General features: G+C 63.0%; 15 protein-coding genes. 5 read left to right on the forward strand and 10 right to left on the reverse strand.

Annotated features, from left to right (window positions below; genetic code table 11):
- The first annotated feature begins 14 nt into the window (after positions 1 to 14).
- Entirely contained in the window at positions 15 to 725 is a 711-nt protein-coding gene (locus AC50X5_RS11370; RefSeq protein ID WP_494976216.1) for an IMPACT family protein, read from the forward strand.
- Entirely contained in the window at positions 709 to 1,206 is a 498-nt protein-coding gene (locus tag AC50X5_RS11375; protein ID WP_494976217.1) for a GNAT family N-acetyltransferase, read from the forward strand. The genes AC50X5_RS11370 and AC50X5_RS11375 overlap by 17 nt, the downstream gene beginning before the upstream one ends.
- Before the next feature lie 131 nt (positions 1,207 to 1,337).
- On the opposite strand, the gene rpsA is transcribed toward AC50X5_RS11375, so the two are convergent.
- From rpsA to polA, 3 genes are all read right to left on the reverse strand, one after another.
- Positions 1,338 to 2,816, reverse strand: coding sequence for a 30S ribosomal protein S1 (gene rpsA, locus AC50X5_RS11380; protein WP_463937703.1), 1,479 nt, complete (start codon positions 2,814 to 2,816; stop codon positions 1,338 to 1,340).
- Positions 2,817 to 3,005: 189 nt separating this feature from the next.
- Complete coding sequence (locus AC50X5_RS11385) at positions 3,006 to 4,301, reverse strand: GNAT family N-acetyltransferase (RefSeq protein ID WP_494976394.1); 1,296 nt, start codon at positions 4,299 to 4,301, stop codon at positions 3,006 to 3,008.
- Between the two features lie 116 nt (positions 4,302 to 4,417).
- Positions 4,418 to 7,057 carry a DNA polymerase I gene (gene polA / locus AC50X5_RS11390; RefSeq protein ID WP_494976395.1) on the reverse strand — a complete coding sequence of 880 codons (2,640 nt, stop codon included), beginning with the start codon at positions 7,055 to 7,057 and terminating at the stop codon, positions 4,418 to 4,420.
- A gap of 193 nt (positions 7,058 to 7,250) precedes the next feature.
- Here polA and AC50X5_RS11395 point away from each other — a divergent pair, with 193 nt between their 5' ends.
- The gene (locus AC50X5_RS11395; protein WP_494976218.1) at positions 7,251 to 7,721 is read left to right on the forward strand and encodes a hotdog fold thioesterase; all 471 of its coding nucleotides are present in this window, start codon (positions 7,251 to 7,253) and stop codon (positions 7,719 to 7,721) included.
- Here AC50X5_RS11395 and AC50X5_RS11400 read toward each other — a convergent pair.
- The 5 genes from AC50X5_RS11400 to AC50X5_RS11420 form a co-directional block, all read right to left on the reverse strand.
- Complete coding sequence (locus tag AC50X5_RS11400) at positions 7,713 to 8,261, reverse strand: dihydrofolate reductase family protein (protein WP_494976219.1); 549 nt, start codon at positions 8,259 to 8,261, stop codon at positions 7,713 to 7,715. The two genes, AC50X5_RS11395 and AC50X5_RS11400, sit on opposite strands and share 9 nt — an antisense overlap.
- Before the next feature lie 38 nt (positions 8,262 to 8,299).
- Positions 8,300 to 8,521 carry a hypothetical protein gene (locus AC50X5_RS11405; RefSeq protein WP_494976220.1) on the reverse strand — a complete coding sequence of 74 codons (222 nt, stop codon included), beginning with the start codon at positions 8,519 to 8,521 and terminating at the stop codon, positions 8,300 to 8,302.
- The gene (locus AC50X5_RS11410; protein WP_494976221.1) at positions 8,521 to 9,729 is read right to left on the reverse strand and encodes an inorganic phosphate transporter; all 1,209 of its coding nucleotides are present in this window, start codon (positions 9,727 to 9,729) and stop codon (positions 8,521 to 8,523) included. Before AC50X5_RS11410 ends, AC50X5_RS11405 begins: the two co-directional genes overlap by 1 nt.
- Before the next feature lie 167 nt (positions 9,730 to 9,896).
- On the reverse strand, positions 9,897 to 10,589 hold the full coding sequence (locus tag AC50X5_RS11415; RefSeq protein ID WP_494976222.1) for a hypothetical protein: 693 nt from the start codon (positions 10,587 to 10,589) through the stop codon (positions 9,897 to 9,899).
- Between the two features lie 18 nt (positions 10,590 to 10,607).
- Positions 10,608 to 11,051 (reverse strand): VOC family protein, encoded by a 444-nt coding sequence (locus AC50X5_RS11420; RefSeq protein ID WP_494976223.1) that lies wholly within the window; start codon positions 11,049 to 11,051, stop codon positions 10,608 to 10,610.
- A gap of 163 nt (positions 11,052 to 11,214) precedes the next feature.
- Here AC50X5_RS11420 and AC50X5_RS11425 point away from each other — a divergent pair, with 163 nt between their 5' ends.
- Positions 11,215 to 11,835 (forward strand): L-threonylcarbamoyladenylate synthase, encoded by a 621-nt coding sequence (locus AC50X5_RS11425; RefSeq protein ID WP_494976224.1) that lies wholly within the window; start codon positions 11,215 to 11,217, stop codon positions 11,833 to 11,835.
- 37 nt (positions 11,836 to 11,872) lie between these two features.
- Here AC50X5_RS11425 and ligD read toward each other — a convergent pair whose 3' ends face one another.
- Complete coding sequence (gene ligD / locus AC50X5_RS11430) at positions 11,873 to 12,895, reverse strand: non-homologous end-joining DNA ligase (RefSeq protein ID WP_494976225.1); 1,023 nt, start codon at positions 12,893 to 12,895, stop codon at positions 11,873 to 11,875.
- Positions 12,896 to 12,974: 79 nt separating this feature from the next.
- Between ligD and AC50X5_RS11435 the strand changes: the two genes are divergently transcribed.
- A complete protein-coding gene (locus AC50X5_RS11435) occupies positions 12,975 to 13,640 on the forward strand; it encodes an alpha/beta hydrolase family protein (RefSeq protein ID WP_494976226.1) in 666 nt (221 codons plus the stop codon).
- 62 nt (positions 13,641 to 13,702) lie between these two features.
- Here AC50X5_RS11435 and AC50X5_RS11440 read toward each other — a convergent pair whose 3' ends face one another.
- Positions 13,703 to 13,855 carry a hypothetical protein gene (locus AC50X5_RS11440; RefSeq protein ID WP_494976227.1) on the reverse strand — a complete coding sequence of 51 codons (153 nt, stop codon included), beginning with the start codon at positions 13,853 to 13,855 and terminating at the stop codon, positions 13,703 to 13,705.
- Between the last annotated feature and the right edge of the window lie 130 nt (positions 13,856 to 13,985).

Genomic DNA, 13,985 nt, shown 5'->3' on the forward strand with positions numbered 1-13,985 from the left:
ATTAGACTGAACAGGTGCCGGACGTTGATGCCACTCCGAGGAGCCAGGAAAGCCGCGCCTCCAGCTATACAACCCTCGAAGCGGGGCAGGACGTCCGCAGTGAGTTGGATATCAAGCACTCCAGGTTCATTACGGTCCTGCGCCGCACGGACAGTGAAACGGCTGCCCGGGCCCTGATGGCGGAACTCCGCCGGGAATTCCCGGATGCACGTCATCACTGCTCGGCATTCGTTCTGGGGCCTGACCGGGACATACAACGTGCCAGCGACGACGGGGAACCCTCTGGAACCGCGGGATTACCCATGCTGGAGGCGATCACGAAGCGGGAAACCAACCCCGGGGTGACCGACCTCAGCGACGTCACTGCCGTCGTCGTCCGCTATTTCGGCGGGATCCTGCTCGGTGCGGGAGGTCTGGTGCGGGCCTATTCGGAATCCGTTTCCACAGCCCTGGTCACCGCTCCCCTGGTTCGGCGCAGGCGGCTGCGGATCTGTTCCACTGAAGTCCCGCACGTACAGGCCGGACGGCTGGAGAACGAACTCCGCGCTGCGGGCTTCGTCATGGCGACATCCAGTTACGGAGGGGAGAATACCGTCCTCCGACTGGCGTTGCCGGATGCCGCGGCCGGAATTTCCGCCGCCGCGGACCGCTTGCTGTCCCTCACTGCCGGCACCGCCATACTCACCCCCGAAGGAACGGAGTGGGTGGATGCTCCGCTCCCCTGAAGTGTCTCTGGCTTACATCGATGAAGCCATTCTGGGGCAGCTGCTTGCACTGGCCCTTCACGACGCATCCCCCAACGAAGTAACCCCGCCACTGGGTGACTCAAGCTGGAACCAGGAGCGCGAGGACTGGTTCCGCGCCTATCACCGCGCCGCCGCTGCCGGCCTGAACGGACCGGTTGCGGAAAAGACCTGGGCCGTGCTCTGTGACGGGACCCCGGCCGGCTCGATCAGGCTGAAACGGGCCGGGAAGTCAGCGCTGGAAACAGGCATCTGGCTCGGCCGCAGCTTCCGCGGCCGCGGGACCGGCAGCGCCGCGTTAGGTCTGGTCCTGATTGAGGCGAGGCGGGCCGGGGCGGCCCGGATCATCGCCCACACCACGGCAGGGAACACACAAGCCCTGCGTCTCCTCCTCGCGGCAGGAGCCCTGCTGAAGCACGACGACGGCGGCGCGGTGTGTGCCGCCGTCGCGCTTGTCGAATAACCGCAGCCGGAACCTAAGAAGCGGTCCCGGGAATCATCTCCTGCAAGGCAGGTCTTCCGTTAACGCAACAGGCCCCTGCCATCCGGCAGGGGCCTGTTGCGTTGGCCCGGACAAGTCCGGACCGGTGGCAATTAGTTGCCGGTCAGCTTCTCGCGGAGAGCCGCAAGAGCCTCATCGGAAGCCAGGGTACCGGCTCCGACGTTGGCCTCCGGAGCGGGCTCCGAGGAGTAGCTGGTGGTACCCGAGTCGCTCTCACCGGACGTTGCAGCGGCAGCGTCGTCGGCAGCGTGCTGGGCAACCTGCTTCTTGTGGGCTTCCCAACGGGTCTGGGCGTCAGCGTACTGCTGCTCCCAGGTTGCGCGCTGGGTCTCGTAGCCTTCAAGCCACTCGTTGGACTCCGGATCGAAGCCCTCCGGGTACTTGTAGTTGCCTTCTTCGTCGTACTCTGCGGCCATGCCGTAGAGAGCCGGATCGAATTCAGTGCTCTCGGCGTCGACGCCCTCGTTGGCCTGCTTGAGGGACAGCGAGATCCGGCGGCGCTCGAGGTCGATGTCGATGACCTTGACGAACAGCTCGTCACCAACGGAGACAACCTGCTCCGCCAGCTCCACGTGGCGCACGGCCAGTTCGGAGATGTGGACCAGGCCTTCGATGCCGTCTTCGACGCGGACGAACGCACCGAACGGAACCAGCTTGGTGACCTTACCCGGAACAACCTGGCCGAGGGCGTGGGTGCGGGCGAAGGTCTGCCACGGATCTTCCTGCGTAGCCTTGAGCGACAGGGAGACGCGCTCGCGGTCCAGATCGACCTCGAGAACCTCGACGGTGACTTCCTGGCCAACCTCGACAACCTCGGACGGGTGGTCGATGTGCTTCCAGGACAGCTCGGAAACGTGAACCAGGCCGTCTACGCCGCCCAGGTCCACGAAGGCACCGAAGTTGACGATCGAGGAAACGACGCCGGGACGGACCTGGCCCTTTTCCAGCTTGTTGAGGAACGTGGAGCGGACCTCGGACTGGGTCTGCTCGAGCCAGGCACGGCGGGACAGAACCACGTTGTTGCGGTTCTTGTCCAGCTCGATGATCTTGGCTTCGATCTGCTGACCGATGTACGGAGCCAGGTCGCGCACACGGCGCATCTCGACGAGGGATGCGGGCAGGAAGCCGCGCAGGCCGATGTCGAGGATAAGACCACCCTTGACAACCTCGATGACGGTTCCGGTGACGACACCGTCTTCTTCCTTGACCTTCTCGATGTCGCCCCAGGCACGCTCGTACTGAGCGCGCTTCTTGGAGAGGATCAGACGGCCTTCTTTGTCTTCCTTGGTGAGCACCAGTGCTTCGACCTGATCGCCGACGGAGACGACGTCTCCGGGATCAACATCGTGCTTGATGGAAAGCTCACGGGAGGGGATGACACCTTCGGTCTTGTAACCGATGTCGAGCAGGACTTCGTCGCGGTCGACCTTGACGACGGTACCTTCGACGAGGTCTCCGTCGTTGAAGTACTTGATGGTGGCGTCGACAGCTGCGAGGAAGTCCTCAGCGGTACCGATGTCGTTAATGGCGACTACGGGGGTACCGGGCTTCTCGGTGGAGGTGATGGTCATGTAGTAGGGGCTCCGTTGTGGATAGTGAGTCGGTCAGGCTGACCGCCACTCCTGCGCATGGGCGCGGAAGCAGAACACGGCAAAGCGCCGGATCATCCTGATTTGTGGATTATGGTGAAAATAAAAGATGCGTGCACGTAGTACACGCCCGTTCATTCTAGTGGAGCCGGGCAACCCGGGTCAAAGCGCCTAGAAATGCGTGAGGCAGTGGGCAGGACGTTCGACGGCGAACATTTGGGCGGCGCGGAACGCCGCCCCCGGCTGATGCTCCCGGATGACTCCCGCGGCCGCGAGCGTCACCGGGCTGACGCCGCCGAGGTAGATGGAGGACAACGCCGAGATGTCCAATTCCAGATCGGGAGCCTGCGCAGCCGGGCTGGCAGGTCCGCGCACGACGCCAGCGCCGCCGTCGACCTCCAGAACATACGTGCCCTCCGCGAAACCCAGCGGATCGGAAATCTTGAGCACCAGGGAGCCATCGGCAGGGTAATGCCGCGCTTCCAGCGCCTTTCCGGCGTCCAGAATCCGCAGCCACAGCATGTCCCGGGGCTCGGAAGCGGACACGCAGCGCGCGTCGTTCAGTGCCCAGCGCAGCGGATCATCGACCGGGGCCTCCGCCCAGGTCACCTGTTCCACGAGGTCAATCGCCGCCAGATATTGCCAGAGTTCCAGGTAGGCGTCGTTGCTGGCGGCCACCAGGTCCACAATTTCCATGGTTGGCGGTGTCTCCGTCCAACCGCCGAACTTGTAGGAAACATAACCGTCGACCATACCGTCCGGGGCATAGTGCAGCGCAACCTTCACCTTCGGGTCTTCGCCGCCCTCCCGGCTGACAGACCCAGAGGCGAGCTGCCGGTAAAACTCCTGCCGTCCCACTGACCCCGGGGTAAGCGCATGAAGGCGGTCAAAAACCGCAGGCGCCAGCTCCAACAACACCTTCGGGTCCGCCACTTCCACGGTCCCCGTGGGCACATGGTTGAGGACAAACCGGGCGCTGGTGTCCACCTTGATGGACTGCTCCAGTGTTGCAACGCCAAAGCCGAACCGCCCGTAAATCGACGCCTCGGAGGCCGTGAGGGCAGCGATCGCCATCCCTTCTTCACGGGCCGTTGCCAGATCCTGTCCCATCATGGCCCGAAGCAGCCCCCGGCGACGGTGGGATGTGCGGACCGTTACAGAAGTCACGAGCTGGGCGTCAAGGAATCGGCCGAAGCCGACATTCAAAGTCTTGCGGAATGTGGCAAAGGTGGCCACAGGAACGTCAGCACCCAGCGAATGCTTCGCAACGTCACCCTTCTGGTAGACGCCGGTATAGACGCGCTGATCAACGCGGTTGAACGCGATGACCCTGTCCACATCTTCCTCGGACCGGCGCGGGTCATGGAAACCGAAGGTCACCGCGCGCGTCCATGCTGCCGATTGCCCGTAACCCGGCTCGTCCTTTGATGCCGGCGAAAACCGGCGGATCTCGTAGTCCCCACTCATTTCAGCCACGCATTGCAGCCTAGTCAAAGTCCACGATTGCCACCACTCGGCACTCAAAGAAGCAGCTGGCCATCCGGACGGGCTACGGTCGTGCCTCCCTGCTGTGCTTTCAGTACCTAGTGGCCGGCGTCGTACCAGGTGCGGCCGACGCCGATCTGCACCTCGAGCGGAACGGTCAGGTCCGCGGCGGCGCCCATCTGCTCGGTAACCAGCTTCTCCACGGCAGCCCGCTCCCCCGTGGCCACCTCAAGGACCAGTTCATCGTGGACCTGCAGCAGCATCCGGGACTTCAGGCCCTGGGCCGAGAGTTCGGCATGGACGCCAAGCATTGCGCGCTTGATGATGTCCGCCGCAGAACCCTGGATGGGCGAGTTCAAAGCGATCCGCTCGGCGTTTTCGCGCAGCTGACGGTCCGTGCTGGTGAGATCCGGAAGGTACCGCCGGCGGCCCTCAATGGTGGAGGTGTAGCCGTCGATCCGGGCCTGGTCCACCACGCCGCGGAGATAATCGCGCACGGCTCCGAACCGATCGAAGTATTCCTTCATCAACGTTCGTGCCTCGTCCACCGAAATCTCCAATTGCTTGGAGAGCCCAAAGGAGGTCAGGCCATACGCGAGGCCATAGGACATGGCCTTGACCTTGGACCGCATGGCACTGGTGACTTCCTCGGTGGGCACATGGAAGATGTTTGAACCCACGAAGCGGTGCAGGTCCTCCCCGTCCTGGTAGGCCTGGATCAGGCCCTGGTCGCCGGACAGGTGGGCCATGATCCGCATTTCGATCTGCGAATAGTCGGCGGAGAGCAGGCACTCATAGCCCTCGCTGACCACGAAGATGCCCCGGACGCGGCGCCCCTCCTCACTGCGGATCGGGATGTTCTGCAGGTTAGGGTTGTTGGACGAGATTCGGCCTGTAGCGGCAACATTCTGCGCGTAGGTGGTGTGGATCCGGCCATCCTCAGCAACAGATTTCTTGAGCGTTTCGATCATTTGCCGCAGCTTGGCAGATTCCCGGTGCGCCATCAGCTGGACCAGGAACTCATGGCCGGTCTTCTCCAGCAGGTTTTTCAGGGAAGCGGCGTCGGTGGTGTAGCCGGATTTGATCTTCTTGGTCTTGGGCAACTGGAGTTCCTCGAACAATACCGTCTGCAGCTGCTTGGGCGAGCCGAGATTCACCTCGTGGCCAATGGCGGCGAACGCCAACTCCTGCGCATTGTCGATCACTTTTGCGAGGTCTGCCATCTGCTCGTCCATACGGGCCGGGTCTATCCCGATGCCGGCCATCTCCATGTCCGCCAGGACACGGCTGACGGGCAGTTCCAGCGTAGACAGCAGTTTGGTTGCCTTGCGTTCCTGGAGTTCAGCTTCAAAAAAGCGGCTCAGGGCGAGGACGACGGCCCCGGTGTGGACGAGTGCGTCCGCTGCGGCGGCGGCGTCGCCGTCGAAAGCGAGCTCGAGCTGGCCTGCCTTGGTGGCGGGTGTGGAGACGACGACGTTCAAGTGGTGCTGGGCCAGTTCCGCCAATTCGTAGGTCCGGCGGTCGGGCTGGATGAGATAGCCGGAGATCGCGGTGTCATCCACCACGCCTTCCAGTTCCAGGCCCCGGGCAGCCAGTGCCTTGAGTGCGCCCTTGTAACCGTGCATCACCTTGGGAGCTTCGGGGTCCCGGAGCCAGGCGGCCAGGATGTTCTCCGACTCGGCATCCTGTGCGGACAGGTCCACATATGCTGCTTCGCCATCCCGGACAATGGCCAGGGCGCCCGCGTCCTCGCCGATCCGTCCGGGAACGAGGTCGACGGCGACGGCGGAGCGCTGCCCCGTCCCTGCGGCCAGGAAGGCGGCCAGTTCCCCGTGGCCGGCAGGGGTGATGTACCCAGGGGTTTGGATGATCTCCCGTTCCGCCTCCTCCACGTCGCTGCCGTACAGGGCGAACAGCCGGCTCCGGATGGTCTTGAATTCCAGTTCGTCGAAGAGCTCTTCCAGTGCGGCCTGGTCCGGGCGGGGATCGGCCAGTTCCTCAAGGGTCACCGGAAGGTCCAGATCGGTGTGCAGCCTGTTGAGCTTACGGTTCCGTTTTACGGATTCCACGTGTTCACGCAGGGCGTCGCCCACTTTGCCGCCTATGGAATCAAGGTTGGCCAGCACACCTTCGAGCCCGCCATAGAGGTTGATCCATTTGGCAGCGGTTTTGGGTCCCACACCGGGCACGCCCGGGAGATTGTCCGCAGACTCGCCGACCAACGCAGCCAGGTCCGAATACTCGGCCGGAGTGACGAAGTACTTTTCCTGGATGGCTGCGGCGTCCATGCGCGGAATGTCACTGACGCCTTTTCTGGGGTAAAGCACAAAGACGTTGTCGGTAATGAGCTGGAAGGCATCCCGGTCGCCCGAGACCAGCAGGACCTCAAAGCCTGCTTTTTCGCCCATGGTTGCGAGGGTGGCGAGGATGTCGTCTGCCTCGTAGCCAGGCATCTTGATGGTCTTGATGCCCCATGCGCCCATGACTTTGTCAATGAGGTCGATCTGGCCGCTCATCTCCCGCGGAGTTTCATTCCGGCCGCCTTTGTACTCGCTGTACTCAGTCTTCCGGTGGGTGGTGTCGTCGGAGACATCAAAGGCGACAGCCACGTGCGTGGGCTTCTGCTCCTTGATGAGGTTGATCAGCATTGAAGTGAACCCATGGATGGCGTTGGTGTGCTGGCCGCTGGCGGTGGAGAACTTGTCCGCAGGGAGGGCGAAAAAAGCCCGGAATGCCATGGAATGGCCATCCAGCACCAGCAGCCGCGGCTGCTCGGTCAGCGGAATAACCGGTGCTTCGGTGGCCGAAACCCCTGCGCCGGGCGGGGAAACCGCCGGATCCTGTGCGGCAGCATCCTCCAGCGGGGAAAGAGTCTCAGAAGGAAGGGGTGCCGGTTTGGTAGTTTCACTCACAACTGCAAGCCTAGTTGCCATGATGGACAATTTCACGCCCGCGCCCTTTGCCGCGGAGCTGGCTGCGGCCGGCGTCCCCGAACATCTCCACGACTGGCTGGGCCACCGCGGAGTCGGATCCTTGGTGGTCAAGCTTGGAATCCGCTTCAGCGAGCTGGGCCCCGCGCGCTCCGTGGCCACCATGCCGGTCGAGGGCAACACACAGGTGGCCGGCATTCTTCACGGCGGGGCACATGTGGTGTTGGCCGAGACTCTGGGTTCCTTCGCGGCAGCGATCCATGCCGGTCCGGGACGGCATGCCGTGGGCATTGAGGTGGGGGCCACCCATCATCGCGCCATCGCCGCAGGCACCGTGACCGGAACCTGCACAGCCATCCGCTTGGGTAAAACGCTCACCACCCACGAGATTGTGATGACGGATGAGCAGGGCCGGAGACTTTCGACGGCGCGCATCACCAACATGCTGCGGGACAACGTCCCCTCAAGCTGAGGACGGGAACCTGTACCGGTTCTCCACGATTCCGCTGCCAAGCTGCCGTGAGGACGTCAGCTGCAGCGGCGCCGTCGGATTTGTCAACGGCAGCAGCCGCTTTCCGCTGCCCAGCACCACAGGGATAACGGAAAGAATCAGTTCGTCCAGTTTGCCGGCCGCGGCGAACTGGGCGGCCAGGTCCCCGCCGCCCACCACCCAGACGTTGTTCCCTGCAGCAGCCTCTGCCAGGTCGGGAATGAATTCGGCCACATTGCCGCGCACGAACTTCACGTCCGCCTTTGCCGGCACCCGGTACTCATGATGCGTGAACACCCAGCATGGGGTGCGGGGATAAGGCCAGGCTCCCGGCTCGTGGTCTATAAGCCACTGGAATGTGGCCCCGCCCATAGCGATGCAACCGACACCGGCCATAAACGAGTCGTAACTTTCGCCGCCGCCTTCGAAACCGTCAAACTGCAAGAGCCAGCTGAGGTCGTCGGTTTCCGTTGCGATGAATCCGTCCAGCGAGGCCGCCACAAAGTATTGAAAATCAGCCATGGCGCCATCCTAGCTGCGAACGGCCTCCCCGGCGCCTGCTATTTACTGAAGTACGGAATGATCAGGTAAAGGCCGAACAGGACGGCAAGGCCGCAGAGACCGAAACACACACCTGCCAGGACACGGAAGGCGGTAGGGGATTGTTCCTTGACGGTGCCGGCGATCGCAGTCAGCCGGACCCCCAGGGAATAGAGGACGACGACGGTGACGGCAGCGCTCAGGGTGGCTCCGGCTACGATCAGCAGTTCCATCCACTTCATTATTCTTCGCCTCCTGTGGTGCCTGCTCCAGTTGTCCGTGCCTTCTTTTTCTTCTGGAACCTGACGGCTTCCCCGGCTTCCTCGACCTCCACGGCATTATGGTGGCCCACAGCCGATTTCCGTGAGTGCAGGAACATGTAAAGGACCGCCGAACTTCCGGCAACAGCAGCAATGACCACGCCGACGATGCCGGTCTTCACCAGCAGGGCGGTCAACGCGCCGACCACGCCGGCGGCAGGAAGGGTAAACAGCCAGCCCAGTGCAATCCGGCCGGCCGTTCCCCAGCGCACTGAGGTTCCTCGGCGGCCCAGCCCTGACCCAATGACGGAACCGGAGGCGACCTGCGTTGTGGACAGGGCAAAGCCCAGGTGTGAGGACGCAAGGATCGCAGATGCCGTGCTCGCCTCGGCGGCAAAGCCCTGTGCGGGCTTGACCTCTGTCAGTCCCGATCCCATGGTCCGGATGATGCGCCAGCCGCCTGCGTAGGTTCCGATGGCGATGGCGAACGCACACGCCGCTATGACCCAGAACTGCGGGCCGGACCCGGGCTCCTGGGTGCCCGCGGCGATCAGTACAAGGGTGATAATGCCCATCGTCTTCTGCGCATCATTGGTGCCATGGGCCAGGGCTACCAGGCTTGACGTGAAGATCTGCCCGGTGCGGAATCCGCCACGCTTCTGGGTCAGCTTGGTGCCCGTTTCCGGGTCATGGCGCGAGGTGAGTGCGTAGGCCAGGCGCGTGCAGATGTAGGCCACCAGGGCGGCAATCAAGGGAGCGAAGAGCGCGGGCAGGATGACTTTCTGCATCAGCGTCTCGAGGTTAACCGAATGGAAACCGATGCCCGCTATTGCGGCTCCGATCAACCCGCCAAACAAGGCATGCGATGAGCTTGAGGGAAGTCCCTTCAGCCAGGTGATCATATTCCAGAGGATCGCCCCCATCAGGCCGGCGAAAATGATGTCCGGAGTGATCTGGATGCCGTCATTGCCTTCGCGGATGATTCCGCCGGAGACGGTCTTGGCCACCTCCGTGGACAGGAACGCGCCCACCAGGTTGAGGATCGCGGCGAGCGTCACGGCGGCCTTGGGCTTGATCGCGCCGGTGGCAATCGGAGTCGCCATCGCATTCGCGGTGTCGTGGAACCCGTTGGTGAAATCGAAAAAAAGTGCAAGCGCTATGACCAGCGCCACCATGAAGGTGATATCCACCTGTGCTCCATCTGCAGAGTCGACGTTCAGAGGTTTCGCTCCCCCGCCTGACAGGCGCCACAAGTTCACCAAAAATTTACCGAGGATGAGTTGTAGAGTTCAGATGCCAGCGTGAAACCCTATAGATCGTACGCGCATGGAGGTGCAGACCCAAACAGTGATCAGGGTCAGGGCGCAGTTCCAGTGGACCCGCCGGGTCCGGGGTTCCCTGCGTCAAGCCGTCCGGCCACCCGCTGCTCGATGGCTGCAATGGCCGCGTCGGGCAGTACAAGGAGGCCATCCAGTTGGCGGCGCGCGCGGCGGTAGGCGCTCTGGCGCTCGGCCGGAGTGGCAGCGTTGTCCCCGGCAAGCCTCAGCAGCTTCCGTGCAGTTGCAAGCCGTTGCCGCTCAACTTCGGTGAAATTCACGTCTTTAACGCGTCTGGCTTCACGTTCGGCGACGTCAAAGGCGGTTTCAAAATTCCGCACGGCTTCCCGGTAGCGGTCCGCCGCCCGCCCCGTAAGCTCGCCTGAGTCCTGGGGCCGGAGGCCATCGGCGTCGCGCTTAGCACGGAGGAAAGCAACAGTCAGGGGCTCCCGGACATCGGTCATCATTGGATAGTCGATCAGCTTCCCCACATCCAGCTCATAATCCAGCCAGCGGCGGTTTACGGCATCGTGGGACGTGACCAGGGCTTCGACCTCGGCCTCTGTGGCACGCTCCTGGTCCTGCACGTGGTTCTTCAGCTGATACAGCTGGACCCTTCGCTCATGGCGGCGTTCGACTGCCTTGGACCAAGCCTTTGCCCAGCCGCCGACCACGCCGCTCAGCGGAAAAGCAAGCCACCAGTAATGTCCGAGGAACTCAAGGATCGGCTCCACGGCGGCTCAGTCGCTCCCCTAGCTGACGGTATCTGCGGCGGAAGCCCCGGCCGCAGGTGCAGCGATGTTGACCATCCAGGCCACGCCGAACGGATCGGTCAGCATTCCGAACGTTGCACCCCAAGGGGCAGTCTCCAGGGGAACGGTGACGCTGCCGCCATAAACAAGCTTCTCCCAGTAGCCGCGCAGGGCCGTTTCGTCATCACCACTGAGCGAGATAGTGACAGCACTTCCCGGGGAATACTCCATGCCGTTCGGGGTGTCTGCACCCATCAGCACCATTCCGTTAGGGGCGGTGAGCATCCCGTGCATGATCTTGTTCGCTTCAGCTGGATCGTCGCTGGCATGGGAATCCCCGAAGGTGTTGAGCTCCAGGTCGCCGCCAAAAACACCCTGGTAGAAGGTCATGGCGTCACGGGCGTTGTCGCGGAAACCGAGGTAGGGATTCAGTAAAACAGTCATGGCTGGACTCCTGGTTTTCTGTTGCTCATGAGTGTCGATGGGAGTTTATGGAGTTCGTGGTGTAACACCACCATCGTGCCGCAGTACAGCCGGGCTGCCTAGCCTTCCATCAGCAATACAACACACGTTCTTGCAGGACAGGCGGCTGGCGTAGGCTCGATGCATGGCCCGTTACTTTGATGTCCATCCGCAGGATCCGCAGCCGCGCACCATCGCGCAGGCGGTAGCAATCATCCGTGACGGCGGCCTGATCGCCTATCCCACAGACTCCTGCTATGCCTTGGGCGCCCAACTCGGAAACAAGGAAGCTCTGGACCGGATCCGCACCATCCGCCACCTCGACAGCAAGCACCATTTCACGCTGGTCTGCAAGGACTTTGCGCAGCTGGGGCAGTTCGTCAATATCGGCAACGACGTCTTCCGCCATATCAAAGCCGTCACACCGGGCAGTTATACATTCATTCTTCCGGCCACCAAGGAAGTGCCGCGGCGCCTGCTGCACCCCAAGAAGAAGACCGTGGGGGTCAGGATTCCGGACAACCGGGTAGTGCAGGCCCTGCTCGCTGAACTCGGTGAACCGATCCTGTCCAGCACCCTGCTGCTGCCGGACGAGGACGATCCGCTGACCCAGGGCTGGGAGATCAAGGAACGCCTGGACCACGTGCTGGACGCCGTGGTCGATTCGGGCGACTGCGGACCGGAGCCCACAACCGTGGTGGATTATTCAAGCGGAACCGCCGAAGTAGTCCGCAGCGGAACAGGTGACCCCTCAAGGTTTGAGTAGCCTCTTGCGGCATGCTGACGGGACCGGCATATGCCTCTTATGCCGGCTTCTTCGCGCGGCTTGGCTGCACGCGCGGCGGTTCACCGGGCATCTTGGGGTAGTCCGGCGGGAACGGCAACTCCCCCAGTCCGGCAGCGAGATCCCTGTCCCACCACTCCAGCAGCGTGCTGATGCTGCCGGGGTTCTCATGCATACCGCTCCAGGGATCGCCGCTGGATTTGAGCCTGTCCGGGACGGTAAGGATAGTGAATGCCTTCGGATCCGTGCTGCCCAGTTCATCCCACGTCACCGGGCACGAGACCGGGGCGTGCGGGAGCGGCCGTGGACTGTAGGCACCGGCCATGGTGCGGTCGCGGTTTGCCTGGTTGAAGTCCAGGAAGATCCTGGTACCGCGTTCCTCCTTCCACCAGTTCGTGGTGACTTTGTCCGGCATCCGCCGTTCCAGCTCCCGGCAGGCAGCGATGACCGCGTGCCGTACATCCAGAAACTCATATTCCGGCTTGACGGGAGCGAAAACGTGCAGCCCCCGGTTTCCTGACGTCTTGACAAAGGTGGCCAGGCCGGCCTCTGCAAGGACGTCCCTGAGGGCAAACGCGACCGGAACGGCGTCGTCGAAGTCCGTGCCGGGCTGGGGATCGAGATCGATACGCAACTGGTCCGGATTGTCCGTATTGGCCGTCCGCGAAGGCCAGGGGTGGAAGACGACGGTGTTCATTTGCACGGCCCAAACGGCTGCGGCCGGCTCATCAAGCACCAGCTGGGGATGGGAACGGGCGCTGGGGTAAACCACTTTGACGGAGCGGATGAAATCCGGCGCGCCCTTGGGCGGATTCTTGGAGAAGAAGAAGTCGCCGTCGACGTTCTCCGAATAGCGCTGCAGCGACACCGGGCGGTCGCCGTTCGCTTCGATGAAGGGGCCGCCCACTGCCACCATGTAAGAGGCCAGATCGAGTTTGGTAAGGCCCAGTTCCGGCCAGAGGACCCTGCTGGGGCTGGAAAGCCGCACGTCACGGTCACCATGTGGTCCGGGGACTGTCAGGATGGTCTGCTCACTCGCCATGATGACAAGCTACACCCCGGCACTGGGAGGCGGTACCTTCCTGCACAGCTGCAGGCCGCCAAACGGGCATGATGAGTGCATGCCCGTTTCCGAATCGCAGTTGACCATTCCCATGGCAGAGACGCCACTTTCCGCCACTTACCTCCGTCCGGGCCAACCCGTGGCCATGCTGGTCCTTGCGCACGGTGCCGGTGCCGGCAAGGAGCACCCGTTTATGGCCGGCTTGGCTGCAGCCCTGGCTGACCGGGGCGTCGCCACGCTCCGGTTAAATTTCCCTTACCGGGACGCAGGACGGAAATTTCCGGACCGTCCGCCCGTTGCCATTGCCGCCTGGCGCGCGGCCATGGCTGTTGCCGAAGGGCTCGAACCCGGGTTGGCCCGCTGGGCCGCGGGCAAATCATTTGGCGGGCGCATGGCCTCTATGGCAGTTGCCGAGGGGATGGAGGCTGCCGGGCTGGTGTACCTGGGTTACCCGCTGCACCCGCCGGGCAAGCCGGAGAAGGTGCGGGACGAGCACCTCTACGGGCTGACCCTGCCCATGCTGTTCCTGCAGGGCAGCCGAGACACTTTCGCCACCCCGCAGATCCTGGAGGACGTGGTGCGCCGGATCGGGCCCACCGCCAGGCTGCAGTGGCTACCAGGCGGGGACCATTCGTTTGCCGTTGCGGGCACGAAGCGCAGCGCAGAAGACGTGGGGGCTTCAGTGGCAGGGTTGGCCGCGGACTTCGTCCTGGCCAACAGCTGACGTTGGATCCCGCCCGGCCGGCAACTCTGCCGACCGGGCGGGGAGTCTTGGACTGGACGGGACTAGGAGGCGTTTTCGTGCCACCAGCCTTCCCAGGCTGCGGAGGTCAGCTGCCCCTCAGGAAAGTTCGTTGTGGCCGTACCGGAGCCAAAGGAGCGGCTCTCGTCATTGGAGTCGGAATCAAGCAAAAGGTTACGGGTGTTCAGGAGAAACATCTTTACGTCCTTTCAGGTCAGTGGAGGACTTCTTTGTCCAGGTGCTGATCAGCCTAGCCCTGCCATGTTTCAGGGCATCGACGTGAGGTTTCCATCGTGTATCGAACATCTCACGCGACTTCGGTCCGTA

The organism is Pseudarthrobacter sp. MDT1-40-2 (assembly GCF_059383595.1).

Coding starts and splice junctions, on each gene's coding strand:
- AC50X5_RS11375 (WP_494976217.1), top strand. CDS start 709: ATGCTCCGCTCCCCTGAAGTGTCTCTGGCTTACATCGATGAAGCCATT.
- rpsA (WP_463937703.1), bottom strand. CDS start 2,816: ATGACCATCACCTCCACCGAGAAGCCCGGTACCCCCGTAGTCGCCATT.
- AC50X5_RS11385 (WP_494976394.1), bottom strand. CDS start 4,301: ATGAGTGGGGACTACGAGATCCGCCGGTTTTCGCCGGCATCAAAGGAC.
- polA (WP_494976395.1), bottom strand. CDS start 7,057: ATGGCATTCCGGGCTTTTTTCGCCCTCCCTGCGGACAAGTTCTCCACC.
- AC50X5_RS11395 (WP_494976218.1), top strand. CDS start 7,251: ATGATGGACAATTTCACGCCCGCGCCCTTTGCCGCGGAGCTGGCTGCG.
- AC50X5_RS11400 (WP_494976219.1), bottom strand. CDS start 8,261: ATGGCTGATTTTCAATACTTTGTGGCGGCCTCGCTGGACGGATTCATC.
- AC50X5_RS11405 (WP_494976220.1), bottom strand. CDS start 8,521: ATGAAGTGGATGGAACTGCTGATCGTAGCCGGAGCCACCCTGAGCGCT.
- AC50X5_RS11420 (WP_494976223.1), bottom strand. CDS start 11,051: ATGACTGTTTTACTGAATCCCTACCTCGGTTTCCGCGACAACGCCCGT.
- AC50X5_RS11425 (WP_494976224.1), top strand. CDS start 11,215: ATGGCCCGTTACTTTGATGTCCATCCGCAGGATCCGCAGCCGCGCACC.
- ligD (WP_494976225.1), bottom strand. CDS start 12,895: ATGGCGAGTGAGCAGACCATCCTGACAGTCCCCGGACCACATGGTGAC.
- AC50X5_RS11435 (WP_494976226.1), top strand. CDS start 12,975: ATGCCCGTTTCCGAATCGCAGTTGACCATTCCCATGGCAGAGACGCCA.
- AC50X5_RS11440 (WP_494976227.1), bottom strand. CDS start 13,855: ATGTTTCTCCTGAACACCCGTAACCTTTTGCTTGATTCCGACTCCAAT.